This window comes from Kribbella jejuensis (assembly GCF_006715085.1).
Taxonomy (GTDB): Bacteria; Actinomycetota; Actinomycetes; order Propionibacteriales; family Kribbellaceae; genus Kribbella; species Kribbella jejuensis.
The window spans coordinates 113337-137264 of record NZ_VFMM01000002.1; the positions used below are offsets into that span (position 1 = coordinate 113337).

A 23928-nucleotide genomic window follows, 5' to 3' on the forward strand; every position below is an offset into this window, starting at 1 on the left:
CGTGCCAGGCAGTAGCCAGCGCAAGGGAGCCGTCCGGAAGAAGCCGCGGGGCAACCCGACGGCCGGTTCCGGCGGCCGGGTCCGCCGCGGACTCGAGGGCAAGGGCCCGACGCCGAAGGCGGTCGACCGGGTCAAGCACCCCGCGCACAAGCGGGCGAAGGCGGCCGAGCGCGCCAAGGAACGCGAACAGCGCGGGCGTCGGCCGGCCCGCAAGGACGCCGACTCGACGGTCGAGTGGGTGTACGGGCGGAACCCGGTCGTCGAGGCGCTCCGGGCCGGCGTACCGGCGTCGGCGCTGCACGTCGCCGAGGGCACCGAGCGGGACGCCCGGCTGCGCGAGGCGCTGCTGGTCGCGGTCGAGACCGGTGTCTCGGTCCTCGAGGTGCCGCGCACCGAGCTCGACCGGGTCACCGCGGGCGGCGCGCACCAAGGTGTCGCGCTGCAGATCCCGCCGTACGAATACGCCCACCCCGACGACCTGCTCCAGCGGGCGTACGACGCCGGCGAGGTGCCGTTGATCGTGGCGCTCGACGGGGTGACCGACCCGCGCAACCTGGGCGCGATCACCCGCTCGGCGGCCGCGTTCGGCGCGCACGGCGTCGTCGTACCGGAACGCCGTACGGCGTCGATGTCGGCGTCCGCGTGGAAGACCTCGGCCGGTGCCGCGGCCCGGATCCCGGTCGCCCGCGCGACCAACCTGAACCGGGCCCTGAAGTCCTACAAGGACGCCGGCCTGCTGGTGATCGGCCTGGACATGAACGGCGCCGTCGACCTCCCCGACTTCGAGGCGGCCACCGAGCCGATCGTCCTGGTCATCGGCTCCGAAGGCAAAGGCCTGGCCCGCCTGGTCCGCGAGAACTGCGACCTGATCGTCTCCATCCCCATGACCAGCGCCACCGAGTCCCTGAACGCCGGCATAGCCGCCGGCGTAACCCTCTACGAAATCTCCCGCCGCCGCGGCTGAGCGCTTCCGGACGTAGATCGTCCGGAACATGCTCTAACGTCTCGGCTATGGAGAACTTCGAGCAGGCAGATCTGTCCGGGGCGCGCTTCCGTCAGGCGCGCCTCAACGAAGCACGATTCCACGAGGTGTATCTCAACGACGCACGCTTCCGGCTTGTCGACCTGTCCGGAGCCGTCCTCCGCCAGGTCCGCCTCACCGGCGTCTCGATCGACGGTGCCGACCTGCGCGGCTTGACCATCGACGGCGTCGCGATCGGCCCGCTCGTCGAGGCCGAACTGGTTCGCCGCCAACCGGCCAGGGCCCTTCGTCGCTCGACCGACCCCGCCGACCTGGGCAAGGCGTGGACGCTGATCCAGGAGGCGTGGCAGCAGACCTACGACCACGTGGCCACCCTTCCCGAAGGCACCACCGACATCTCGGTCGACGAGGAATGGAGCTTCACCCAGACGCTCCGCCACCTGGTCTTCGCCACCGACGCCTGGCTGGGCGCCGCCAAGCAGTCCACCGACTACCACCCCGCGGGCCTTGCCTTCACCGAGTTCGACGACCCCGCGTCGCTGGGCCTCGACCTCACCGCCACGCCGCCGTACGACGAAGTCCTGAAGCTCCGCGCGGATCGCGCCGCTGCGGTCCAGGCCTTCCTCCGCGACGCGACCCCAGCTCTCCTCGCCGAACCCCGCCAAGGCCCACCCTGGGCCGACGAACCCCTGACCACCCTCGCCTGCCTCCAGGTCATCCTCGACGAAGAACTCGAACACCACCACTACGCCACCCGAGACCTCACAGCAATCCACGCCCGATCTTGATGTAGCTACAAGATGTAGTTACATTGGAGCTATGAGAACAATCGGGCTGCGGGAGCTCAATCAGAACCCGTCGAAGGCGGTGGCTCGGGTGCGGGCCGGCGAGACGATCGTCGTCACCGACCGGGGTCGTCCGGTCCTTCGACTGGTGCCCGAAGATGCGCGGCCCGGTGTCCTGCAGCACCTGCTGGACTCGGGTGAAGTGAGTCCCCCCGCTGAGCTCGGGATGCCGGACCTGATGCTTGAGCTGGCGCCCGGGGTCGACAGCCTGTCCGACCTGCTGATCGAGGATCGCGACAAGGAGCGGCGCAGGTGATCTACCTGGACTCCTGTGCGCTGCTCAAGTTCATCAAACCCGAGGCCGAGTCGGCTGCGCTGCGTGCGTGGCGTACAGAGTTGTCGGAGGACACGGAACTGGTCACCAGCGAACTGGCGAGCCTGGAGATCACCCGGACCCTTCTCCGTGCCGGCGTCGACCATCAGCAGGTGCCGTACTTCGCCGCACAGGCGGTCCGCGGCGTGTATCTGGCCGATCTGACCTCGACGGTCCTCGGGCGCGCGATGGCTTATCGGACGGCGAAGCTCGGCTCCCTTGATGCAATCCACCTGGCGAGCGCGGAGCCATTCCGGCCCGAGCTGACCGAATTCGTCACCTATGACAAGGAACTGGGCGCGGCAGCCGAGGAACTCGGATTCCCGGTCCTGTCACCCACCTGACAGCAACTGCGGGCCCGGAGATCCAGGCCCGCAGCTGTCTGGATCAGTAGACGCTGACGCCGTAGCGGGAGAGGGCTTCGGTTACGGGTTGGAAGTAGGTGGTGCCGCCGGAGGAGCAGTTGCCGGAGCCGCCTGAGGTCAGGCCGAGGGCTACGGTGCCGGCGAAGAGGGCTCCGCCGGAGTCGCCGCCTTCGGCGCAGACGTTGGTCTTGATCAGGCCGGTGACGGTGCCTTCGGCGTAGTTGACGGTCGCGTTGACCGCCGTGACGGTGCCGCTGTGGACGCCGGTGGTGCTACCGCTGCGCTTGACCGCCTGGCCGACCGACGCGTTGCCGGCGGACGTGATGTCCTGCGAGGAACCGTTGTACAGGTCCACGGTCCCGGGGTGGTTCGTGTACGACGAGCTGTACTGCACGATCGCGTAGTCGTTGCCCGGGAAGCTCGACCCGTAGGTCGTCCCGAGCAGCGTGGTCTTGCTGGAGTTCGCGTACCAGCTGGACGCGATGTTCCCGCAGTGCCCTGCGGTCAGGAAGTAGTACGTGCTGCCGCTGCGCACGTTGAAGCCGAGCGAGCAGCGGTACTGCCCGCCGTAGATGGCGTCGCCGCCGGCGATGTACTTCGTCAGCTTGCCGGACATCTTCTCGAGCTTGATCCGGTCGCCGAACTGCTTGGTCACACGCGTCAGCTGCGCGAGCTTCGCGCCGGTTACGGTGCTGTCGTACGACACGATGATCCGGCCGTTCGGATCGGTCTCCCACGCCGTTCCCGGAATCGTCGCGTTCTCACTCAGCGTGGACGTGATCGCAGCTGTCGACAATTTGGACAGGGTGGACGGGTTGACCGGTGCGGCCGAGGCCTGGGTCGCCAGAAGTCCGGCGGCGGCAAGCCCGGCCGCGGCCAGGAGTGCGATGGTACGGCGGATTGGGGACAGGTTCATGGTTCAGCCTCCTCACGATGAAGACGCCTTCGGGGCGGGGCGTCCTTGACTTCACCGTGAGCCTGTCCTACCCACAATCTCCGTGAGTATTCAGTCAATCTCGGAGCGTAGGGGAAACCCTCACTCAGTAGATCGACACCCCGTACGCGTTCAGCGCCGCCACGACCGGCTGGAAGTACGTCACGCCACCCGACGTGCAGTCGCCGGAACCACCGGACGTCAGACCGAACGCGTACTGCCGGTAGAACAGCGGACCGCCCGAGTCGCCCGGCTCGGCGCACACGTTCGTCCGGATCAGGCCGACCACGCGCCCGTCGCCGTAGTTCACCGTCGCGTTCAGCCCGGTCACCCGGCCGCTGTGCAGACCACTGGTCGCGCCCGAGCGGTACACCAGCTGCCCGATCCCCGGGTTCATCGCACGGGTGATGTCCTGCGAGCGCTTGTTGTACAGGTACACGCTGCCGCCAGGCGGCTTGGTCTTGATGTCGGTCCGGTACACGACGAGGGCATAGTCGCGGTACGGGTACGTCGCGTTCCAGACCGCGCCGGTGTAGACGGCGTGATTCTGGTCCTGGTACCAGCGGGCCGCGGCGACCCCGCAGTGACCCGCGGTAAGGAAGTAGTACTTCCCGCGGCGCTGCACGTTGAAGCCGACGGAGCACTTGTACTCGCCGCCGTACGTCGCCATCCCGCCGCTGATGTACTTCTGCAGCTTGCCGGGCAGCTTCTCCATCGTGACGTTGCTGCCGAGCTGCTTGGTCAGGCCGGTCAGCTTGGTGAGCTTCGTGCCGGTGACTGTCGGGTCGTACGAGACGACGACGGTGCCGTCCGGCTTCGTCATCCACGCCGTACCCGGAGTGTGAATCTGGTCGTTCAGCGTTTCGGTGATCGCCTTCGCCGACAGCCGCGGCGGCTTCACCGGATCCGCCCCGGCCGGCGCGGCGGCACCGAGCGCGAGCGCGGCGGCCGTCACCACGGCAGCGGATCGTCGGAGGTATTTCATGGTCATCAGCCTTCCGGGGGCGTACGGCTCTGATGCACGAATCTGCAGCAAGAGGACGGAGCAACCCTAAAGGGCGCCCCGGTTCAGTCGAGCCGCAGGGAGTGCAGGACGAACGACGCGAGTTCGCGGTAGGCCTCGGCGTCGCTCAGCCCGGTACGGCGGGCGATGTCGCCGCGCTGGATCGCCTGCATCGTGTGCGCGATCATCTCGGCCGCGAACGCGATGTCGACCTGCCGGAACGTCTTGTGGTTGATGCCGTCCTCGATCAGCTGCCGGACCCGTTCCGCGGCGATCCGGGTGTTCCGCTCGTACACCGAGCGGGCCGGCGCGAACGTCGCGACGTCGTCGAGGAACGTCCGGCTGGCCGGCCGGAGCGCGTCCGCGACCGCGCCGAGGTACGCCGCGATCCGCCGGTCGTGCCGGGTCTGCCGAACGACTGCCGACTCCACCTGGGCGGTGGCATTCTTGAAGTAGTGCTTGACCACCTCGACGGCGAGCTGCTCCTTACTCGGCGCCAGCGCGTAGAGCGTCGTCTTGCTGCAGCGCAGCTCGGCGGCGAGGTCGTCCAGGGTGAACCGGCTGAACCCCTGCTCGAGGAACAGGGACAGCAGCCGGTCGAGCAGCTCGGACTGCCGGCGGGTACGTCGCCCCGGAACGACTGTTGTCATATCGAGACAGCATAGAACGATACTGCGTTAGGTGCTGCAGTATCGTTCGGAGTATCATCTGGGCAGCTGTTGAGAGGGGGTTCCTGATGGCTGTCGACCGGCTGCTGCCGACTGACGAATCCGAGGACCTGCTGGCCCTGGTGCGGGACCTGTGTGAGCACGAGCTCGCCCCGCATGCCGCGCACGCCGAAGAGACCGAGACGTTCCCGCGGGCCGCGTTCCGGACACTCGGCAAGGCCGGCCTGCTCGGCCTGCCCTATCCGGAGCAGTACGGCGGCGCCGAGCAGCCGTACGAGGTGTACCTGCAGATGCTCGAGGAGATCGCGTCCGCGTGGATGTCGGTCGGCGTCGGCGTCTCCGTGCACACGATGACGTCGTACGCGCTGGCCACCTTCGGCACTGCCGAGCAGAAGGACCGGCTGCTGCCGGACATGGTCGGCGGCGAGCTGCTCGGCGCGTACGCGCTGTCCGAGCCGCAGGCCGGCTCCGACATCACCTCGATGACCACCCGCGCGGTCCGCGACGGCGACTCCTACGTCCTGAACGGTACGAAGGCCTGGATCAGCCACGGACCGCACGCCGACTTCTTCACGACCTTCGCCCGTACGTCGGACGACCGCACGCACGGGATCTCCGCGTTCCACGTGCCGGCCGGCGTCGACGGCCTGAGCTTCGGGGCGCCGGAGCGGAAGATGGGCCTCACCGGGTCGACCACCACGCTGGTGAACTACGACGGCGTCCGGATCCCGGCGGCGAACCTGATCGGCGCGGAGGGTGACGGGATGCGGATCGCGCTGTCCGCGCTCGACTCCGGGCGGCTCGGGATCGCGGCGTGCGCGGTCGGCCTGGCGCAGGCGGCCCTCGACCTCGCGACGTCGTACGCGAAGGAGCGGCAGCAGTTCGGGCAGTCGATCGCGGACTTCCAAGGCGTGCAGTTCCTGCTCGCCGACATGGCTGCGGCGGTCGAGTCCGGGCGGGCGACGTACCTGCACGCCGCGCGCCGGCGCGACCTGGGCCGGACGTTCACCCGGCAGGCCGCGATCGCGAAGCTGGTCTGCACGGACGCCGCGATGAAGGTCACCACCGACGCGGTCCAGGTGCTCGGTGGGTACGGTTACACCCGGGAGTTCCCGGCCGAGCGGTACATGCGCGAGGCCAAGGTGACCCAGATCTTCGAAGGTACGAACCAGATCCAGCGACTGGTGATCAGCCGCGACTTGCTCAGGAGCGTGTGATGAAGTTTGGCCCGGCCGATGTCGCTCTCGTCACCGGTGGTGGTTCCGGGCTTGGGGAGGCGACCGTGCGGCGGTTGGCGGCGGACGGGCTCGGCGTGGTGATCGTCGACCTGCCGTCCTCGGCGGGCAAGGCGATCGCGGAGGAGCTCGGCGACCGGGTGGTGTTCGCGCCGGCCGACGTGACCGACGAGGCCGCTGTCTCGGCTGCCCTGGACGCCGCTGCTGAGCTCGGCACCTTGCGCGTTGCGGTGAACTGCGCGGGCGTCGCGACGCCCGGCCGGGTCGTGGGCCGGAAGGGCCCGTTGCCGCTGGCAACGTTCCGGCAGGTGATCGAGATCAACCTGATCGGCACCTTCAACGTACTACGGCTCGCCGCCGAGCGGATGATCGCGTCCGAGCCGACCGAGGACGGCGACCGCGGGGTCGTGGTGATGACCGCGTCGATCGCGGCGTACGACGGCCAGGTCGGGCAGGCGGCGTACGCGGCCAGCAAGGGCGGCATCGTCGCGCTGACGCTGACCGCCGCGCGGGACCTGGCCGACAAGGGCATCCGGGTGATGACGATCGCACCGGGAACGATGGAGACGCCGATGCTCGCCGGTCTCCCGGAGGAGACGCGGACCGTGCTCGAGCAGCAGGTCCCGCACCCGTCGCGGCTCGGCAAGCCGTCGGAGTACGCCGCCCTGGTCCGCCACATCCTCGACAACCAACTCCTGAACGGCGAAGTCATCCGCCTGGACGGCGCCCTCCGCATGCCACCCCGCTGATGCGTCCCGCCGCGATTTTGCTCCGCGCGGGATCGCCGTTCCTTCAGCTGTGGTGGCGGGTCCGCAGGCCCACGACCTTCGGAGTCAAAGCTCTGCTCCGGCTGCCGGACGGCCGGTTCCTGGTCGTCCGGCACTCCTATGCCGACACCCGCCGCTGGTCGCTCCCCGGCGGCGGCTACCGCCCGGCCCTCGAAACCCCCGCCCAAGCCGCCGCCCGCGAAGTCCGCGAGGAACTAGGCCTGGCCGTACCCCCAGAAGCCTTCACCGAGCTGACCACTGCGGTCACCACAGTGGAAGGCAAACACGATACCCTCACCATCCTCACCGCATTCACCACCGACGACCGATTGATCCTGTCGCCGGAGATCGCCGAAGCCCGCTGGGTGAAAAACCTTCAGGAACTCGGCGATTCGCCGCTCTCGAAGTGGTTGCTTTCGGCCCTCATCGAATAGCCGCGGGCCCTTTCGGGTGCTCCCGAAAGGCGGTGCGGGGTCGTGGTCGGACCGGCATGCTCGAAGTGTTCGGCCAAACCACGAAAGGTACGGATCATGAACATTCGCAGGGTTTTCTACGGTGTCCTGGCCGGTGGCGCGATCGCGGCCGGCGGCTTCGCCGTCCCCGCTGCTCAGGCAGTCGAAGCACCGGTGACCTCAACGGTTGTTGCCGCCGACAACTGGGAGTACGTCGGCGACTTCTTCTGGCAGTCCGACTGCCATGCCGCCGGTGCGGCCGGCACCAAGTGGACGAAGTACAAGTGCATCAACGGCTCGGCGTTCCCGGGTGACGACTACGAGCTGTGGGTCGTCTACAAGTAGGCCGTGCCGAGTCCCAGGTCCTGCTCGGACCCGGGACTCATCAGCTGAACTTCAACCAGCGCACCCCGTGTGCCGGCACGGGCGCCCCATCCGGCTTACCCCACAGGTCGTGTGGAGAACCGTGTGCGGCAAGGGATTCCAGCGGCACCGACACCTCGCGCGGTGCCGCTCCGGTCCAGAAGATCGCCGCGTACGAGCAGTTGTCTCCACGCGCCGTCCAGACGATCAGCTCGCCGTCGTCGAGCGGTTCGCGGATGATCTCGCGACCGTCGTACGAGGTGTTGAGCAGCTCGGCCAACGCCGGATTCTTCAACAGCGCAAGGGTTTCCGGTGAGCTCGTCGGCAGGTCGCCACCCATCATCAGCGGCGATCGGGCCATCGCCCACAGCGTGAGCAGCGTCTTCTGCTCGTCGAGAGTGAGCCGGCTATCCCGGTCGTCGCCGCGCTCGGCGCGGATGCCGATGTGACCGAGCGGCAGCATGTCCGCATCCGCCCAACCGCCGTCCTGCTGGAACGGAGCCCACCGCGCCAGCCGCGCGAACTGGGCGTGCACGTCCTCCCAGCGGTCCCACAGATCGTCCGAGATCCGCCACAGTTGCGCGTTCGCGCGCAGGTGATCGAGGTGATGCGTGGACAGTTGCGTGCCGGGCGACAACGACAGCACGATGTCGCGTCCGCTGCGCTCGATCGCCCGCGCGTACGCCGCGATCTCCCGGCCGTGGTACGGCGCGAGCATGTCGTCGGCCTTGACGAAATCCACACCCCATTCGGCGAACTGCGCCACTTGGGCGTCGTAGTACGCCTGCGCGCCGGGGTGGTCGTGGTTCAGCCCGAGGTTGTCCGGGTTCCACGGGCAGACGTGGTCCGGGTCGGCGACGTCGCGCGCCGTCCACTCGGTGCCGAACACGGGCAGATCGAGCTCGACCGCCCGGCGCGGGATCCCGCGCATGATGTGCAGCCCGAACTTCAGCCCGAGGCCGTGTACCTGCGCGGCGAGTGGCCCGAAGCCGGCGCCATCTGCGGCGGAAGGGAACCGTAAGGGCGCCGGCAGTTGACGGCCGTGGTCGTCCAGGACGACCGGGGCGTTCTCGTTGTAGCCGTGCGAGCGCGCGGTCGGGTCGTACCAGGCGATGTCGACGACGACCGTGTCCCACCCGAACGGCAGCAGCTCGTCGTGCATGACCCGGGCGTTGGCCAGCACCTCGGCCTCGGTGACGGTGGTGCCGAAACAGTCCCAGCTGTTCCAGCCCATCGGTGGGTTCACCATTCGGCGAACGATCCGTCGTCGTGCCGCAGCACGGGTGATCGCCAGCGGTGCGGCTCCGCGGCCGCTGCCCGGACGACGTCCTCGTTGATCTCGATGCCGAGCCCCGGACCGGTCGGCCGCAGCACGTGCCCGTCGGTGAACGCGAACACTCGCGGATCCACCAGGTAGTCGAGCAGCGCGTTGCCGCCGCCGTACTCGATGCCGAGGCTCTGCTCCTGGATCAGGAAGTTCGGGATCGCGAAGTCGATCTGCAGGCTGGCGGCCAGCGTGATCGGTCCGAGCGGGCAGTGCGGGGCGACGCTCACGTCGTACGTCTCGGCCAACGCGGCGATCCGGCGGACCTCGGAGACGCCGCCGGCGTGCGAGATGTCCGGCTGCGCGACGCCGATGCCAGTGGGCAGCACGTCGCGGAAGTCCCAGCGGGAGAACAGCCGCTCGCCGATCGCGATCGGGATACTCGTCGACTCGGTGATCCGGCGCAGGTCGCGGGAGTACTCCGGGGTGACCGGCTCCTCGACGAACATCGGCAGCAGCGGCTCGAGCAGCGGCAGGATCTGCCGGGTGGCCGCCGTACTGAACCGGCCGTGGAAATCGAGGGCGATGTCGATCCCGTCGCCGAGTGCCTCGCGGAGCACCTCGACCCTGCTCACCGCGGCCCGCAGCTGAGCCGCCGAGGGAATCGGCGGCAGCGCCTCGGACAGGTTGAGCTTCACCGCGGTGAAACCGCTGGCGACCTTGGCCTGCGCCTCGTCGACGAGCTCTGCGTTGTCGCGACCGTGCACCCAGGTGTAGACCCGTGCCTTGTCGCGCACCGGTCCACCGAGCAGCTCGTGCACCGGAACGTCGTGGAACCGCCCCTTGATGTCCCACAGCGCCTGGTCGATCCCGGCGAGTGCGCTCGAGAGCACGGGCCCGCCACGGTAGAAGCCGCCCTTGGCCATCACCTGCCAGTGCTCCTCGACCCGCAACGGATCCTGGCCGACCAGATACTCCATCAGGGCCGTGACTGCACCCTGCACAGCCTCCGCGCGCCCTTCGACGATCGGCTCACCCCACCCGCTGATCCCTTCATCGGTATCAACCCGCAAGAACTGCCACCGCGGCGCCACGAGAAACGTTTCGTAACCGACGATCTTCACACACCCTTTTACAACGATTACCGTTCACCGCGCCAGCGGGGTGATGGGTTTGGCCGGGTCGAACGTGGCGGCCGGCTCGAACTGCTGGTGCGGACCGAGCCGCAGCAGAGCGAGCGACCGTGGCAACAAGTGGGTGCAGACCGAGTAAGGGATCGTGAGCATCCACGTCTTGTCGCCTCCGTGGAGGATGACGACGTACGTACGCGCAGACGGGTCCTGACATCCGAACCCTGGCCCTACCGTGATCCCCGGCGGGATGAATACCTGGCTCGCCAACGTGAGCACCTTGTCGTCCGGGACGCTCGAGCCGGCGATCAGCGAACCCTGCCAGTACTCGCAGACCGAGGCGGAGGTGATCTGGACAGTCGGTGTGGTGGTCGGCGTCTTCGCGGGCTCCTCGGGTGTGCAGCCGTAGTGGTCGGTGCCGGTGATCGGCTGCGCGGAGTCGAGGATCCTCCGGCGGAGCGTGTCGTCCTTCGTGAGCACGCTGAGCTTCACGCCGCCGACCACGCGGGTCTCCTCGGTCCAGCCGCCGTCGTACTGCTTGATCCCCGGCGCCTGCGTGTCGTTGAACCAGAGGTACGGCTGGCGATGGGCGAGTGGGATCACCGGCGTCGTGCAGGTGTACTCGCGGCTCGCCGACCACCCGTTCACGCGGCCGATCGTCGGCACGGCCGTGTTCGCGAACGTCGTACAGGGCGCCGGGCCGGAGATGTACCGCGTCCAACTCGAAGGGACCTGCACCTGCACGGTTCTGAACGACTCCCAGCGCCAGGCGGAAGCCGCCCCTTGGGAGACCGGCGGAGAAGTAAGCCCTTGCGACGCGATGAGAACCGTGGCGACAGCCGCGGCCGCGACGAGGGCGCCGATCGTGCGGTGGGAGCGGCGGCGCAGGCGGGCGTGGACGATTACCAGCAGGCCGCTGTCCGTCGGGGCGTCCGCCGCGTGTTTTGCCAGACTCTCGGTGAGGGATCGTTCCTCCACACCCAGTTCACGCTGGTGAGGGGCGGAACGTTGCAGCTGTCAGTCGGGTTCGGACACCGGTGCTGTCGGCAGGGCGAGTTTTTCGTCGGGTTTTGCGGCGAGCACGTCGTTCACGTACGAGCGGGCCGCTTCCATCGTGTCGACCTCGTGGCCGGCCTCCTCGGACAGGAACCAGCGGTGTTCGAGTACCTCGTGGAAGATCTCCGCGGGCTCGAGCTTGCGGCTCAGGTTCCGCGGGACCGAGCGGACGACGGGCTCGAACACGTCGGTCAGCCACTGGTGGGCGACGATCTCCTCGTCCTCGTTCTGCTGGTCGGTCGCGGCCGCGAACGAGTCCAGGTCGTTGAGCAGCCGGCGCGCCTGGTTCTCCTCGACGTCCAGACCGGTGAGCCGGAGCAGCCGCCGCGAGTGGTGGCCGGCGTCCACGACCTTCGGCTGGATCCGGACCTGGCTGCCGTCCCAGTCGGTGATGATGTCGATCTCGGCGACGTCGAAGCCGAGCTCGTTCAGCCGCCGGATCCGCGAGTCCAGCCGGTGCATCTCGTCCCCGCCGAACTCCTCCGGCGCGGTCAGCTCGGCCCACAGCGCCTCGTACCGCTTCTGGATCGACTCGACGGTCTCCTGCGGGTCGATCGACTCGTCGAGCAGCCCGCCCTCCTGCAGGTCGAGGAGTTCGCCGAACAGGTTGATCTCCGCGGTGTACAGGTCGTGCGCGCGCTGCCCGTCGGAGATGTCCTGGTGCAGCTCGCCGGTCTCGGCGTCCACGAGGTACGCCGCGAACGCACCGGCGTCGCGCCGGAACAGCGTGTTCGACAGCGAGCAGTCGCCCCAGAAGAACCCGAGCAGGTGCAGCCGGACGATCAGCGCCACCAGTGCGTCGATCAGCCGGTTCACGGTGTCCGGGCGCAGGGTGCTGGAGAACAGGGCCCGGTACGGCAGTGAGAACTGCAGGTGCCGGGTGATCAGGATCGAGTCGATCGGCTCGCCGTCGCGATCGACGCGGTCGGTGATCACGCCGACCGGTTCGACCGACGGGGCCTCGAGCCGTTCGAGGTCGCGGAGCAGGCGGTACTCGTGCATCGCGAGGTGCTCGAGGACCTCCTTGATCGCGTACACGCTGCCGTTGACCCGGACGAAGCGGACCACGTGCCGCGAGATACCGCGCGGCAGCGCGACCAGCTGGTCTTCGGGCCAGTCTTCCAGCGGGATGTCCCACGGGAGCGACAGCAGTCCGGTGTCCGGGCGGGTGGCGACGAATCGAGGCACGGGTACCAGTCTGGCAGCAAGCTGACCTCGCAGGCACTCCCTCCGCATCGCGAACGGCGCACGCAAGTCCTTGCAAGAACTTGCGTGATCTGGCGTAGAGTTTGCGCCATGACACGACGACTTGCAGAGGTGGCCAAGAAGGTCGGCGTCAGCGAGGCCACCGTCAGCCGGGTGCTGAACGGGAAGCCCGGCGTGTCCGAGGCCACCCGCGAAGCCGTGCTCACCGCGCTCGACGTCCTCGGGTACGAGCGCCCGACCCAGCTGCGCGGCGACCGGGCGCGGCTGGTCGGCCTGGTGCTGCCGGAGTTGCAGAACCCGATCTTCCCGGCGTTCGCCGAGGTCGTCGGCGGCGCGCTCGCCCAGCAAGGTTTCACCTCCTTGCTCTGCACCCGGACGCTCGGCGGCGTGTCCGAGGCCGACTACGTCGACCTGCTCCTCCAGCAGCAGGTATCGGGCGTGGTGTTCGCCGGCGGGTTCTACGCACAGGCGGACGCGCCGCACCAGCACTACGAGCTGATCCAGGAGCGGAAGCTCCCCGCCGTACTGGTCAACGCCGCGGTCGACCACCTCGGGTTCCCGCAGGTCTCGTCGGACGACTATGTCGCCGCGGAGATGGCGATCGGGCACCTCCGGGCGCTCGGGCATCGCCGGATCGGCATGGTTCTCGGACCCCGCGACCACATCCCGTCGCGGCGGAAGCTGGACGCCTTCCTGGCCGCCGAGGAGGCGGATCCGGAGCTCGTCGAGCACGCGATGTTCTCGCTCGAGGGCGGGCACGCGGCCGCCACCAAACTCGTGAACCGCGGCGTCACCGGCATCGTCTGCGCCAGCGACATCCTTGCGCTCGGCGCGATCCGAGCGGTCCGGCGGGCCGGGCTGAGCGTGCCCGACGAGGTGTCGGTGATCGGGTACGACGACTCCGCGATGATGAACTGCACCGATCCGCCGCTGACCACCGTGCGGCAGCCGATCGACGCGATGGGCCGGGCCGCGGTCGACATGCTGGTCGCGCTGATCGAGCGCGCCGCCGTACCGGCCGACGAGCTGCTGTTCGAGCCCGAGCTCGTCGTCCGCGCCTCCACCGCCCGAGCCCGCATCTAACTGCGGCCACCCCCGAGCAGCCGCTGACCGACCAGGTCAGCGGCTGCTGTCGTTTGCCCGATAGCAGGCAATCTCCCATGAGCAGTCACGTTTTTGCAATCTCAGATCGAAGTATTGCGTTCATGGGTCCAATTCCCTACGGTGTCGGGCACCAGGGAAAGGGAGAGGGTGGAAATGACCACAGCGCGCCGCGGGCTCAGCCTGCTGCTGGTGATGGGACTCGGTCTGGCGGCCGCGTCCTGCGGTACGGACGACAAGAAGCCGGCGGGGGACGCGGCCGGCGGTCCGGTCACGATCACGGTCGGCTGCGAGCCGCCGAAGAGCAACCCGAAGGAGCGCGAGGCCTGGGAGGCCGACGTCGCCACGTTCCAGAAGGCGCATCCGAACATCACGGTCCAGGGCAAGGACGCCTTCCCCTGTATCAACCCCGACACGTTCCAGGCCAAGCTGGCCGGCGGGACGCAGGAGGACGTGTTCTACGTCTACTACACCGACGTCCGGAAGATCATCGAGAAGAAGCAGGGCGCCGACATCAGCCAGTACGTCGGCAGCGTGGGCGCGGTGAAGGACCTGCGGCCGGACGTGATGGGTGTGTTCAGGGACGGCGACAAGACGTACGGGCTGCCGCGGAACAACTACAACATGGGCCTGGTCTACAACCGGAAGCTGTTCACGCAGGCCGGTCTCGACCCGGACAACCCGCCGAAGACATGGGACGACGTACGGGCGGCCGCGAAGAAGATCGCCGCGCTCGGACCGGGGTACGTCGGGTTCGGCGAGTATTCGGCCGGGAACACCGGCGGCTGGCACTTCGCCGCGGAGCTGTACGCGCGCGGCGGGTCGATGGTGAGCGACGACGGCAAGACCGCGGCGTTCAACAGCGACCAGGGCCGGGCGGTGCTGGAGAACCTGAAGAAGATGCGCTGGGACGACAACTCCATGGGCAGCAAGCAGCTGCTGCAGTGGGCGGACCTGATGCGCATGCTGGGCGGCGGCAAGCTCGGCATGATGATCGGTGCGCCGGACGTCGTGCAGTCGGTGAACAACGACTTCAAGGGCAAGTTCGAGGACTACGGCGTGACCGCCGTACCGGAGTCGGGCGGGCAGTCGTCGCTGAGCGGTGGCGACGGGTACATGTTCAACCCGAAGGCGTCGCCGGAGAAGATCAAGGCGGGGCTGCAGTGGCTGGAGTTCCACGAGCTGACGCCGGGGCAGGGGCAGTTCAACTACCAGCGCGCGAAGGAGCAGGGCCGTCCGGTGGGGCTGCCGATCCCGGATCTGTACGGGAACAGTGCCCCGGGCAACCAGATCAACGCACTGCGGAAGCAGTACGCGACGGTGCCGGTGGACAACTTCGCACCGTACGTCGCTGCCCAGGGCAACATCACCAACAAACTCGAACCGCCGAAGGCGCAGGAGCTGTACGCGGTCCTCGACGTCGCGATGTCCGCGGTTCTGACCCGCAAGGACGCCGACATCAACAAGCTGCTCGCGGACGCAGAGTCCAAGGCCAACAAGATCCTCGCGAAGAACACGTAATGACGGTGACCGAGGAGCAGGTCCGTCGCCCCCAGGCTCAGGGGGCGACGGGCCCGCGATCGTCAGACGATCACGGCGCACTGCGGCGGGCGGTCGGGCGAAATCTGACTGCGTACGGCTTTCTGTGTGGGGCTTTGATCTGTTTCGCGCTGTTCTCCTGGTATCCGATGGTGCGGGAGATCGTGCTCAGTTTTCAGCAGAACAACTTCGTGGATCCGGGGAAGTGGGTCGGGTTCGAGAACTTCAGGACCGTGTTCGCGGACCCGGCGTTCGCGGCGGCGTGGTTGAACACAGCGGCGTTCAGTGGGTTGGCGTTGGTGATCGGGTCTGCCGTGCCGTTCGTACTGGCCGTCGTACTCAACGAGCTGAAGCACGCGAAGGCGTACCTGCGGTTCGTGGTCTACCTGCCGGTGATGCTGCCGCCCGCAGTCGCCGTCCTGCTGTTCAAGTGGTTCTACGACCCAGGATCGGGCCTGTTCAACCAGGCCCTGGACGTCGTACACCTCCCGCCGTTGAGCTGGCTCGACTCCACCAGCACCGCGCTGATCAGCCTGGTGATCGTGTCGACCTGGATGAACCTCGGCACCGGGACCTTGATCTACCTCGCCGCACTGCAGAGCATTCCGGGTGACCTCTACGAGTCGGCCGAACTCGACGGCGCCGGTCTGCTCAGGCGGGTCTGGCATGTGACGATCCCGCAGACCAAGCTCATCCTGCTGGTGATGCTGCTTCTGCAGGTCGTCGCGACCATGCAGGTCTTCATCGAGCCGTACCTGCTGACCGGCGGCGGGCCGGAGAACGCGACGGTGACGGTCGCGTACCTGATGTACCAGTACGCCTTCAACTTCGGCGACTTCGGCGGCGGCTCCGCCCTCGGGCTGATGCTGATGATCGTGCTGCTGGTCTTCTCCGCCGTCTACCTGCGGATCTCGCGCGAGGAGGCGGAACGATGAGAACCCTCGTGTCACCGCTGGCGCTGCGCACCCCACGCGGCCGGATCGTCTACTGGACGGTCCTCACGGTCACAGTGATCTGCTTCACCGGCGCCTTCGTGTTCCCGCTGTACTGGATGGTGACCGGCGCGCTCAAGTCGCCGGACGAGCTCGCGCAGATCCCGCCGAGCTTCTTCCCGAAGTCGTTCGACTTCCACGTGTACGCCGACGCGTGGGAACAACTGCAGCTCGGGGTGTTCCTGAAGAACACCGCGTTGTACGCCGGCGGTGCCTGGTTGTTCACGTTGGCGGTCGACGTCACCGCGGCGTACGCGCTGTCGAAGCTGCGGCCGGTACTCGGGAAACTTGTACTCGGTGCCATGTTGGCGACGTTGATGATTCCGCCGATGGTGCTGTTGCTGCCGACGTACCTGGTCGCGAAGGATCTGCCGATTCTGCATGCCGATCTGCTGAACACCCCGTGGGCGATCTGGTTGCCGGCGGCGGCCAACGGTTTCTTCGTGTTCCTGTTGAAGCGGTTCTTCGACTCGATCCCGAAGGAGCTGCTGGAAGCCGCGGAGATCGACGGCGCGTCACCGCTGCGCATCCTCTGGTCGATCGTGCTGCCGGTGTCCCGCCCGATCATCGGCGTGGTCTCGATCCTGTCGGTGGTCACCGTCTGGAAGGACTTCGTCTGGCCGCTGCTGGTGCTTCCGGAGACCGACAAGATGTCGATCAGCGTCGGCATCGCGTCGCTTTCCGCCCAGATGCCGCAGAACGTCCTGATTGCGTCGCTGGTGATCGCCAGCCTGCCGACAATCCTTGTTTTCTTCGTATTCCAGCGCAGCATCATGGCCGGCCTCACCGCCGGAAGTCTGAAGGGTTAAGGAGATTTGATGGCGGACGAGTGGTGGCGTGGGGCTGCGATTTATCAGGTGTATCTGCGGAGTTTCGCCGATGGGAACGGGGACGGGATCGGGGATCTGGCAGGTCTGCGGGAGAGGTTGCCATATCTGGCCGAGCTGGGTGTCGACGCGATCTGGTTGAACCCGTGGTACCCGTCGCCGATGGCCGACGGCGGGTACGACGTGGCCGACTACCGGGCGATCGACCCGGCGTTCGGGACGCTGGCGGCGGCGGAGACCTACATCGCGGAGGCGCACGCGCTCGGCATCCGGACGATCATCGACATCGTCCCGAACCATGGGTCGGACCAACAGGACTGGTTCCTCCAGGCACTCCAGGCCGGCCCCGGTTCCCCCGAACGCGAACGCTTCCTGTTCCGCCCCGGCCGCGACGACGGTCCGCCCAACGACTGGCAGTCGATCTTCAACGGACCGGCCTGGACGCAGGTCGAGGACGGCGAGTGGTACCTGCACCTGTTCGCCCCGGAGCAGCCCGACTTCAACTGGCGCAACGCCGAGGTCGTGGAGGAGTTCCACGACATCCTCCGGTTCTGGCTGGACCGCGGCGTCGACGGCATCCGGATCGACAGCGCCGCCGTCCTGTTCAAGGATCTGGACAGCGTCGAGGAGTCGTACACCGACCACGACGAGGTGCATGAGGTGTACCGCGGCTGGCGGCGGATCTCCGACCAGTACCAGGACCGGTTCTTCGTCGGCGAGATGTGGATGCCGGACCAGGAGCGGTTCGCGCTGTACCTGCGCCCGGACGAGCTGCACACCGCGTTCAACTTCGACTTCCTGTCCCGCCCGTGGGAGGCGGGCGAACTGAAGGCGTCGATCGACCTGACGCTGTCGACGCACGTGCCGATCGGTGCGCCGCCGACCTGGGTGCTGTCGAACCACGACGTGACCCGACCGGTGACGAAGTACGGGCGTGCGGACACGTCGTTCTCACATCAGGATCGCAAGCACGGGATGCCGACCGATCTCGTGCTGGGGGAGCGCCGCGCGCGGGCCGCTGCGCTGCTGGCGATGGCGTTGCCTGGTGGTCTGTACGTCTACCAGGGTGAGGAGCTGGGTCTGCCCGAGGTAGAGGATCTGCCGGACGACCTGCTCCAGGACCCGATCTTCACTCGCTCGAAGGGCGCCGATCGCGGACGGGATGGTTGCCGTGTGCCCCTGCCGTGGTCCGGGAAGGAGCCGCCGTTCGGGTTCGGGGACGGTACGCCGTGGTTGCCGCAACCGGCGGACTGGAAGAACCTGACGGTCGAATCGCAGTTCGATGATCAGAACTCGATGTTGGCCCTGTACCGCACCGGACTGCGGTTGCGGCGCGAGTTGCTCGGGGACGGGACTTTGTCCTGGGTGGACTCTGCTGCTGACGTGCTGGTGTTCCGGCGGGAGCGGTTGACGTGTGTCACCAACTTGAGCGCCGACGCGGTCGACCTGCCGCCGTACGAGGAGGTGCTGATCTCCAGCATTCCTCTCGACGACGGCAGGCTTCCGAGCGATGCGACCGCCTGGATCAGGTGAGCGGCTTGAACCGCCGTAGCCGCAGGCTGTTCGAGACTACGAAGACCGAGCTGAACGCCATCGCGGCGCCGGCCAGCATCGGGTTGAGCAGGCCGGCGGCGGCCAGCGGTAGGGCGGCCACGTTGTAGGCGAAGGCCCAGAACAGGTTGCCCTTGATCGTGCGGAGCGTGCTGCGGGAGAGCCGGATGGCGTCCGCAGCCGCCCGCAGGTCACCGCGTACCAGGGTCAGGTCGCTCGCCTCGATTGCGACGTCGGTACCGGTACCCATGCTCAGCCCGAGGTCGGCCTGGGCGAGGGCGGCCGCGTCGTTCACGCCGTCGCCGACCATCGCGACGACCCGGCCCTGGTCCTGCAGTTGCTTCACCGCGTCGACCTTGCCGGCCGGCAGCACCTCGGCGATCACGTCGTCGATGCCGACCTCGGCGCCGACCTTCGTCGCGACGGCCTCGTTGTCACCGGTCAACAGCACCGGCCGCAGCCCGAGGGACTTGAGTTGCCGGATCGCCTCGACGGACGTCGGTTTCACGGTGTCCGCGACCACCAGTACGGCTCGTGCTTCGCCGTCCCAGCCGACGGCGACCGCCGTACTGCCCTCGGCCTCCGCGTGCTCCTTCGCATGCGCCAGTTCGTCCGGCAGGTGCTGGCTCCACTCCTCCAGCAACCGCGTGCGCCCGACGAGTACCGCGTGCCCGTCGACGATCCCTTGCACACCAAGGCCCTCGACGTTCCCGAAGTCCTCGACGTCGGGCAGCCCGCCCTCGGCCGCAGCGGCCCGCGCCACGGCCTGCGCGATCGGGTGCTCACTCGAATGCTCGAGCGCGCCCGCCAACCGCAGTACCTCGGAACGCTGCTGACCGGGCGCCAGCAGTACGTCGACCAACTCCATCCGGCCCGTGGTGACCGTGCCCGTCTTGTCGAGTACGACGGTGTCGACCCGCCGCGTGGACTCCAGCACCTCCGGCCCCTTGATCAGGATGCCGAGCTGTGCGCCCCGGCCGGTACCGACCATCAAGGCCGTCGGCGTGGCCAGGCCCAGCGCACACGGGCAGGCGATGATCAGTACGGCGACCGCGGCCGTGAACGCGACCTCCACCGGCGAACCGTTGCCCAGCCAGAACCCGAGCGTGGCCAGCGCTAGGCCGATCACGATCGGTACGAAGATGCCGGACACCTTGTCGGCGAGCCGTTGGACGGCGGCCTTCCCGTTCTGCGCGTCCTCGACCAGGCGGGCCATCTGCGCGAGCTGCGTGTCCGCGCCGACCCGGCTCGCCCGGACCACCAGCCGGCCGCCGGCATTGACGGTCGCACCAACGACCGCGTCGCCTTCGCCGACCTCGACCGGTACGGACTCACCGGTCAGCATCGACGCGTCGACGGCACTGCTGCCGGTCACGATCACGCCGTCGGTGGCGATCTTCTCGCCGGGCCGGACGACGAACTCGTCACCCACGACGAGCTGATCGGCGGGGATCCGGGTCTCGGTACCGTTCCGCAGTACGGCGACGTCCTTCGCGCCGAGCTCCAGCAAGGCGCGCAGCGCGGCGCCCGAGCGGCGCTTGGCGCGTGCCTCGAAGTACCGGCCGGCGAGGATGAACGTGGTGACACCGGCCGCCACCTCGAGGTAGATCTCTTCGGCGCCGCCGCCCCGGGACGGGATCAGCGTGAACGGCATCTTCATCCCGGGCCGGCCGGCGCCGCCGATGAACAGCGCGTACAGCGACCAGAGGAACGCGCTCACCACGCCCAGCGAGATCAGCGTGTCCATCGTGGCGGCGCCGTGCCGCAGGTTCGTCCAGGCGGCCTTGTGGAACGGCCAGGCCGCCCACGTCACCACCGGGAACGCCAGCGTCAGCGACGCCCACTGCCACGACTCGAACTGCAGCGCCGGGATCATCCCGAACGCGATCACCGGCACCGCGAGCGTGATGCTCGCGATCAGCCGCTGCCGCAGCGGTTTCAGCTCGTCCGGCTCCTCGGCCTCCGTGGCGACGGCCGGCGTCGGCAGAGCCGCGGTGTAACCGGTTTGCTCGACGGTGGCGACCAGGTCGTCGGTCGAGACACCCTCCGGGAACGTCACCTTCGCCTTCTCAGTGGCGTAGTTGACAGTCGCAGTGACGCCGTCCATCCGGTTCAGCTTCTTCTCGACCCGGGCGGCGCAGGAGGCGCACGTCATCCCGCCGATGATGAGCTCAACGGACTGGCTCATGATCGTGTGCCTCCTCTGCTTCAGTGTGCGTAGGTACTGCGGCCGGTGGAACGATCGTGGTGCCGGTCCTGCCGACCTTCACCGTGAACTCCGCTGTGTGGACGGCGCCCGCGTGCTGGAAGTCCAGGAACAGGCTGTAGGTACCCGCGGTCGGGAAGGTCGTACCGAACGTGATCTCCGGACCGCCCTTCGACCCCGGCTCGGCGTGCTCCGCCGGGTGGTTGTGCAGGTACGCCAGGTCGCCGCCGCGCAGCGATACCAGGTGCCCGAAGGCGCCGAGGTACGGCTGCAGGTCGGTCACCGGTTTGCCGTTCTTGCTGACCTTGAACGTCAGCTCGGACTCCTTGCCCGCGACCGGAGTGCCCTGCAGCGTCACGTCGTACCCGTCGAAGCTGTAGACGCTCGTCGGGTCGGCGACCGGGACCGGGACGTACATGCCGGTGACGTTGACGTCCGTGCCGAGAGTGATCGTGGCGTCGTGGCCGGCCGGCTGGAAGTCGGTGTACAGCCGCCAGGTCCCGCCGGCGGTGAAGGTGAACGGGATGCTCCACGTCCCGTCCGGCGCCATCGTCGGGTGCACGTGGTGGAAGCCGGACAGGTCCCGCCGGACCACGATCAGGTGCAGGTCCTTCTCGTGGGTCTTCGTGTACTGCGTGACCGGTTTGCCGTCCGGCCCTTCGATCGTGAAGCGCAACTCGGTCCTGGTACCACTGGTGAAGAACGTCTGCACCGGCGCGAACGTGTACCCCGAGTCGGACACCGCCAGCCCTGGCAGTTGCCCACCTGCCGCGTGTCCTTGCATGCCACCCATCCCCTCTCCGTGCGGCTGCGTGCCCGCAGCCGCGGAGCTGCCGTCGGCCGCCGCGATCGGTTCGATCGCGGACCCGATGCCGAACGCCGCCCCGAAGGCCAACGCGACCGCACCGGCGAACGCGCCGAGCCGGAGCGCGGCGGCCCGGCTCACGACGCCGCCAGTTCGTAGCCCGCCTCGTCGACGGCCTCGCGTACGGCGGCCTCGTCGAGCGCGGACTCACTCGTCACGTGCACAGCAGACGTGCCACCCGCGACGAGGTCGATCTTGACCTCCTGCACACCAGCCAGCTTGCTGATCTCCTCGGTCACCGCCGAAGTGCAGTGCCCACAGGTCATACCGGCCACCGAATAAGTCGTCGTGGTGCTCATATCAATTCTCCTTGCTCAAAAGGGATTCTGCTTCTTTTCACCGATGGGAGATGGGTCAGCCGCGGGGACGACGGCCCGCTCCTCGAGCGCGGCGGCACGCCGAGGGAAGGACATGGGCAGATCAGCTGCGGACGAGGCGGGCGATGGCGTCGGACGCCTCGCGGACCTTCTCGTCGGCCTCCGCCCCACCCTTCTGCGCAGCCTCGACCACGCAGTGCGAAAGGTGCTCGTCAAGCAACTCCAGCGAGAACGACTGCAACGCCTTGGTCGCCGCCGACACCTGAGTCAGGATGTCGATGCAGTACTGATCCTCTTCAACCATCCGCTGCAGCCCCCGAACCTGCCCCTCGATCCGCCGCAACCGCTTCAGATGACTGTCCTTCTTGGCGCTGTAACCATGCACATGCCCAACACTGTCGGCCATCGCCACTCACCTCTCTCCCACCAACTACCCCCATGGGGTATCTCCAACACCCCAGAACGTACCCCCTATGGGTATCAAACGCAAGTCTCTTCAGGTACCGGGTAGGGGTATATCTCTCACCAGGGCGAATGCGGTCACCCCGTGCGTGCTACGCAGGCGCTCCGGCGGGGTGCGAGCTGCCGCTCGCGGGTGACTAATGGGCAGGCGCGCGCTACGTGATCTGCGCATCGTCAGGTGTTTCGTTGTCCAGGCGGGCGTGACGCGGACAGCCATGATGTGTTGCGGGGAACCCTTCCGTGCGAGTGGGTGATGCGTCCTTCGCACGGATGCGCGGGAACCCCGCGAGTGGCCATCCTGAGTCGGCGGTACACCGGGGATCAGGCTGAGGCGTCCCAAAGCGGGCTTTTGTAATGCCAGTCGCTGGGCGCACCCATATGCGCGATGGGGACCGCCTGGACGGACGGAAAGCTCTTCAGCACGGCGGGCAGGAGGGCCTTCCGTCCCACCTCGAGCTGGTTGAGAAGGAACTGGACCAACGTCAGCAAGCCAAACGTGCGGTGCCACTCGGTCGCCACCGCATCGAGGTTCGGGTGCCTTCCCAGCTTGGGCAGCTTGGGTGTGATCGTGTGAACGCGGTTGAAGAGGCGGCCGTGGTGCGCGCACGTGTTCCGCAGGAGGTTCAGTGCCTTGAGCCAGCTTGTCAGCTGCGGCGCGCTCAGCCCGCATACGTCGGCGACCCGGTCCTGAACGCCGCGAGTCGCGAAGCCGTACAGGTATGTCAGGCTTCCCCAGTCGAGAAGCTCGACCGCGGCCCAGACCGGAAGGCGTCCGCCGTACTTCTCGTGATGGTGTGCGACGAAGTCCTCGCGCGACTGCTGCAGCTCGAACTCGTACCCCGCGAGCCAGCGATCGTATCGCTCACTCCTCGCGGTCGGCCCGAGCTTGCTGCGGTCAAGATGCGCGCACGGATCGACGCGCCCCAACTCGTGCCCGAGGAGCGCGCGGATTGCGAGCTCGATCGGGCTGAGCGCCGCAAAAGTGGCTGCGCGCAGCCTTGCATCGAAGTCGTATAGCGCAACCACATCGCTCAACCGGGTGCCGGGATAGAAGTCGTCCTGGCGACCGTCGGCGGTCAGCTTGCGAAATGGATACCAGTAGCCGCTCAAGCGGTAGTAGTTGACGCGGCGCAGGACGGCCATCGCCTGACCGCGGTCCCCGACGTACATTCCCCGCCCTGCAAGCAAGTCTGCTTGCTGTTCGTACGAGCGGTACTCCTTGACTGCCCCGTGCAACTACACCGCCCGTATGCGCAGATAAAAATGAGGACCGGCCCTGGACCTACCGAAGTAGGCGGAACCGGTCTTGGTGTCACCACTTTACCTCAGAGTGACGGACGACCCGCAAGCTCACGCCGCCTACCTGTGGACAAAGAACCCTGGCCGTTCTTCACGAGCTGAGCACGGAAGGAGGCCGATCACGTCCACCACTCACCACATCCACCACTCGCGCAGCCCCTCCAACCAGCCCGCGCCACCCACCAC

The 23928-nt window shown here is 67.8% G+C and carries 25 protein-coding genes; 13 read left to right on the forward strand and 12 right to left on the reverse strand.

Translation table 11 applies throughout. The features are described 5' to 3' along the window. Position 1 precedes the first annotated feature (1 nt). From rlmB to FB475_RS20445, 4 genes are read left to right on the forward strand one after another with little or no spacing between them, the layout of a single operon-like run. Positions 2-964 (forward strand): 23S rRNA (guanosine(2251)-2'-O)-methyltransferase RlmB, encoded by a 963-nt coding sequence (gene rlmB / locus FB475_RS20430; protein WP_141858180.1) that lies wholly within the window; start codon positions 2-4, stop codon positions 962-964. A 47-nt stretch (positions 965-1011) separates the two neighbouring features. Next, positions 1012-1770, forward strand: coding sequence for a DinB family protein (locus FB475_RS20435; protein ID WP_141858181.1), 759 nt, complete (start codon positions 1012-1014; stop codon positions 1768-1770). Positions 1771-1801: 31 nt separating this feature from the next. Beyond that, positions 1802-2083, forward strand: coding sequence for a type II toxin-antitoxin system Phd/YefM family antitoxin (locus FB475_RS20440; protein ID WP_141858182.1), 282 nt, complete (start codon positions 1802-1804; stop codon positions 2081-2083). After that, entirely contained in the window at positions 2080-2484 is a 405-nt protein-coding gene (locus FB475_RS20445) for a type II toxin-antitoxin system VapC family toxin (RefSeq protein WP_141858183.1), read from the forward strand. The genes FB475_RS20440 and FB475_RS20445 overlap by 4 nt, the downstream gene beginning before the upstream one ends. Positions 2485-2527: 43 nt before the next feature. Here the strand turns inward: FB475_RS20445 and FB475_RS20450 are convergent, their stop codons facing one another. The 3 genes from FB475_RS20450 to FB475_RS20460 form a co-directional block, all read right to left on the reverse strand. Next, complete coding sequence (locus tag FB475_RS20450; protein ID WP_141858184.1) at positions 2528-3421, reverse strand: S1 family peptidase; 894 nt, start codon at positions 3419-3421, stop codon at positions 2528-2530. 124 nt (positions 3422-3545) lie between these two features. Further along, a complete protein-coding gene (locus FB475_RS20455) occupies positions 3546-4424 on the reverse strand; it encodes a S1 family peptidase (RefSeq protein ID WP_202878452.1) in 879 nt (292 codons plus the stop codon). A gap of 83 nt (positions 4425-4507) precedes the next feature. Next, on the reverse strand, positions 4508-5092 hold the full coding sequence (locus FB475_RS20460) for a TetR/AcrR family transcriptional regulator (RefSeq protein ID WP_141858186.1): 585 nt from the start codon (positions 5090-5092) through the stop codon (positions 4508-4510). Between the two features lie 86 nt (positions 5093-5178). Between FB475_RS20460 and FB475_RS20465 the strand changes: the two genes are divergently transcribed. From FB475_RS20465 to FB475_RS20480, 4 genes are all read left to right on the forward strand, one after another. Next, positions 5179-6327 carry an acyl-CoA dehydrogenase family protein gene (locus FB475_RS20465; protein ID WP_141858187.1) on the forward strand — a complete coding sequence of 383 codons (1149 nt, stop codon included), beginning with the start codon at positions 5179-5181 and terminating at the stop codon, positions 6325-6327. Continuing rightward, positions 6327-7094 carry an SDR family NAD(P)-dependent oxidoreductase gene (locus FB475_RS20470; RefSeq protein WP_141858188.1) on the forward strand — a complete coding sequence of 256 codons (768 nt, stop codon included), beginning with the start codon at positions 6327-6329 and terminating at the stop codon, positions 7092-7094. The genes FB475_RS20465 and FB475_RS20470 overlap by 1 nt, the downstream gene beginning before the upstream one ends. Then, positions 7094-7546 (forward strand): NUDIX domain-containing protein, encoded by a 453-nt coding sequence (locus tag FB475_RS20475; protein WP_141858189.1) that lies wholly within the window; start codon positions 7094-7096, stop codon positions 7544-7546. Before FB475_RS20470 ends, FB475_RS20475 begins: the two co-directional genes overlap by 1 nt. Positions 7547-7642: 96 nt before the next feature. After that, positions 7643-7909: a hypothetical protein gene (locus tag FB475_RS20480; protein WP_141858190.1), complete on the forward strand. Its 267-nt coding sequence runs from the start codon at positions 7643-7645 to the stop codon at positions 7907-7909. Between the two features lie 40 nt (positions 7910-7949). Here the strand turns inward: FB475_RS20480 and FB475_RS20485 are convergent, their stop codons facing one another. The 4 genes from FB475_RS20485 to FB475_RS20500 are packed head-to-tail and all read right to left on the reverse strand — an operon-like array spanning position 7950 to position 12613. Continuing rightward, positions 7950-9176, reverse strand: coding sequence for a glycoside hydrolase family 27 protein (locus tag FB475_RS20485; RefSeq protein WP_202878453.1), 1227 nt, complete (start codon positions 9174-9176; stop codon positions 7950-7952). Further along, positions 9170-10315: a galactonate dehydratase gene (dgoD, locus tag FB475_RS20490; protein ID WP_141858191.1), complete on the reverse strand. Its 1146-nt coding sequence runs from the start codon at positions 10313-10315 to the stop codon at positions 9170-9172. The genes FB475_RS20485 and dgoD overlap by 7 nt, the downstream gene beginning before the upstream one ends. A 24-nt stretch (positions 10316-10339) precedes the next feature. Beyond that, entirely contained in the window at positions 10340-11299 is a 960-nt protein-coding gene (locus FB475_RS20495) for a hypothetical protein (RefSeq protein WP_141858192.1), read from the reverse strand. A gap of 39 nt (positions 11300-11338) precedes the next feature. Next, positions 11339-12613 carry a DUF4032 domain-containing protein gene (locus FB475_RS20500; RefSeq protein ID WP_238332306.1) on the reverse strand — a complete coding sequence of 425 codons (1275 nt, stop codon included), beginning with the start codon at positions 12611-12613 and terminating at the stop codon, positions 11339-11341. Between the two features lie 60 nt (positions 12614-12673). On the opposite strand from FB475_RS20500, the gene FB475_RS20505 reads away from it, so the two are divergent. The 5 genes from FB475_RS20505 (at position 12674) to FB475_RS20525 (ending at position 18575) form a co-directional block, all read left to right on the forward strand. Then, complete coding sequence (locus FB475_RS20505; RefSeq protein ID WP_141858194.1) at positions 12674-13666, forward strand: LacI family DNA-binding transcriptional regulator; 993 nt, start codon at positions 12674-12676, stop codon at positions 13664-13666. A 174-nt stretch (positions 13667-13840) separates the two neighbouring features. Beyond that, positions 13841-15205 carry an ABC transporter substrate-binding protein gene (locus FB475_RS20510; RefSeq protein ID WP_141858195.1) on the forward strand — a complete coding sequence of 455 codons (1365 nt, stop codon included), beginning with the start codon at positions 13841-13843 and terminating at the stop codon, positions 15203-15205. A gap of 167 nt (positions 15206-15372) precedes the next feature. Further along, positions 15373-16158: a carbohydrate ABC transporter permease gene (locus FB475_RS20515; RefSeq protein WP_238332307.1), complete on the forward strand. Its 786-nt coding sequence runs from the start codon at positions 15373-15375 to the stop codon at positions 16156-16158. Then, positions 16155-17024 carry a carbohydrate ABC transporter permease gene (locus FB475_RS20520; protein WP_141858197.1) on the forward strand — a complete coding sequence of 290 codons (870 nt, stop codon included), beginning with the start codon at positions 16155-16157 and terminating at the stop codon, positions 17022-17024. Before FB475_RS20515 ends, FB475_RS20520 begins: the two co-directional genes overlap by 4 nt. Before the next feature lie 9 nt (positions 17025-17033). Continuing rightward, complete coding sequence (locus FB475_RS20525) at positions 17034-18575, forward strand: glycoside hydrolase family 13 protein (protein WP_141858198.1); 1542 nt, start codon at positions 17034-17036, stop codon at positions 18573-18575. On the opposite strand, the gene FB475_RS20530 is transcribed toward FB475_RS20525, so the two are convergent. The 5 genes from FB475_RS20530 to FB475_RS20550 form a co-directional block, all read right to left on the reverse strand. Next, positions 18568-20781, reverse strand: coding sequence for a heavy metal translocating P-type ATPase (locus tag FB475_RS20530; RefSeq protein WP_141858199.1), 2214 nt, complete (start codon positions 20779-20781; stop codon positions 18568-18570). The two genes, FB475_RS20525 and FB475_RS20530, sit on opposite strands and share 8 nt — an antisense overlap. After that, a complete protein-coding gene (locus tag FB475_RS20535; RefSeq protein WP_141858200.1) occupies positions 20765-21745 on the reverse strand; it encodes a hypothetical protein in 981 nt (326 codons plus the stop codon). The genes FB475_RS20530 and FB475_RS20535 overlap by 17 nt, the downstream gene beginning before the upstream one ends. Then, entirely contained in the window at positions 21742-21963 is a 222-nt protein-coding gene (locus FB475_RS20540; RefSeq protein WP_141858201.1) for a heavy-metal-associated domain-containing protein, read from the reverse strand. Before FB475_RS20540 ends, FB475_RS20535 begins: the two co-directional genes overlap by 4 nt. A 121-nt stretch (positions 21964-22084) precedes the next feature. Then, positions 22085-22387, reverse strand: coding sequence for a metal-sensitive transcriptional regulator (locus FB475_RS20545; RefSeq protein ID WP_185759372.1), 303 nt, complete (start codon positions 22385-22387; stop codon positions 22085-22087). A gap of 377 nt (positions 22388-22764) precedes the next feature. Further along, a complete protein-coding gene (locus FB475_RS20550; protein WP_238332308.1) occupies positions 22765-23586 on the reverse strand; it encodes an Abi family protein in 822 nt (273 codons plus the stop codon). Positions 23587-23928 lie beyond the last annotated feature (342 nt).

What these genes read in the sequence shown, in the direction of transcription:
- FB475_RS20510 (WP_141858195.1), top strand. Translation starts at nt 13,841, where the DNA reads ATGACCACAGCGCGCCGCGGGCTCAGCCTGCTGCTGGTGATGGGACTC.
- FB475_RS20525 (WP_141858198.1), top strand. Translation starts at nt 17,034, where the DNA reads ATGGCGGACGAGTGGTGGCGTGGGGCTGCGATTTATCAGGTGTATCTG.
- FB475_RS20435 (WP_141858181.1), top strand. Translation starts at nt 1,012, where the DNA reads ATGGAGAACTTCGAGCAGGCAGATCTGTCCGGGGCGCGCTTCCGTCAG.
- FB475_RS20540 (WP_141858201.1), bottom strand. Translation starts at nt 21,963, where the DNA reads ATGAGCACCACGACGACTTATTCGGTGGCCGGTATGACCTGTGGGCAC.
- FB475_RS20520 (WP_141858197.1), top strand. Translation starts at nt 16,155, where the DNA reads ATGAGAACCCTCGTGTCACCGCTGGCGCTGCGCACCCCACGCGGCCGG.
- FB475_RS20470 (WP_141858188.1), top strand. Translation starts at nt 6,327, where the DNA reads ATGAAGTTTGGCCCGGCCGATGTCGCTCTCGTCACCGGTGGTGGTTCC.
- FB475_RS20450 (WP_141858184.1), bottom strand. Translation starts at nt 3,421, where the DNA reads ATGAACCTGTCCCCAATCCGCCGTACCATCGCACTCCTGGCCGCGGCC.
- FB475_RS20455 (WP_202878452.1), bottom strand. Translation starts at nt 4,424, where the DNA reads ATGAAATACCTCCGACGATCCGCTGCCGTGGTGACGGCCGCCGCGCTC.
- FB475_RS20505 (WP_141858194.1), top strand. Translation starts at nt 12,674, where the DNA reads ATGACACGACGACTTGCAGAGGTGGCCAAGAAGGTCGGCGTCAGCGAG.
- FB475_RS20515 (WP_238332307.1), top strand. Translation starts at nt 15,373, where the DNA reads ATGGTGCGGGAGATCGTGCTCAGTTTTCAGCAGAACAACTTCGTGGAT.
- FB475_RS20440 (WP_141858182.1), top strand. Translation starts at nt 1,802, where the DNA reads ATGAGAACAATCGGGCTGCGGGAGCTCAATCAGAACCCGTCGAAGGCG.
- FB475_RS20465 (WP_141858187.1), top strand. Translation starts at nt 5,179, where the DNA reads ATGGCTGTCGACCGGCTGCTGCCGACTGACGAATCCGAGGACCTGCTG.
- FB475_RS20500 (WP_238332306.1), bottom strand. Translation starts at nt 12,613, where the DNA reads ATGCGGAGGGAGTGCCTGCGAGGTCAGCTTGCTGCCAGACTGGTACCC.
- FB475_RS20460 (WP_141858186.1), bottom strand. Translation starts at nt 5,092, where the DNA reads ATGACAACAGTCGTTCCGGGGCGACGTACCCGCCGGCAGTCCGAGCTG.
- FB475_RS20485 (WP_202878453.1), bottom strand. Translation starts at nt 9,176, where the DNA reads ATGGTGAACCCACCGATGGGCTGGAACAGCTGGGACTGTTTCGGCACC.
- FB475_RS20530 (WP_141858199.1), bottom strand. Translation starts at nt 20,781, where the DNA reads ATGAGCCAGTCCGTTGAGCTCATCATCGGCGGGATGACGTGCGCCTCC.
- FB475_RS20480 (WP_141858190.1), top strand. Translation starts at nt 7,643, where the DNA reads ATGAACATTCGCAGGGTTTTCTACGGTGTCCTGGCCGGTGGCGCGATC.
- FB475_RS20475 (WP_141858189.1), top strand. Translation starts at nt 7,094, where the DNA reads ATGCGTCCCGCCGCGATTTTGCTCCGCGCGGGATCGCCGTTCCTTCAG.
- FB475_RS20545 (WP_185759372.1), bottom strand. Translation starts at nt 22,387, where the DNA reads ATGGCCGACAGTGTTGGGCATGTGCATGGTTACAGCGCCAAGAAGGAC.
- FB475_RS20550 (WP_238332308.1), bottom strand. Translation starts at nt 23,586, where the DNA reads ATGGCCGTCCTGCGCCGCGTCAACTACTACCGCTTGAGCGGCTACTGG.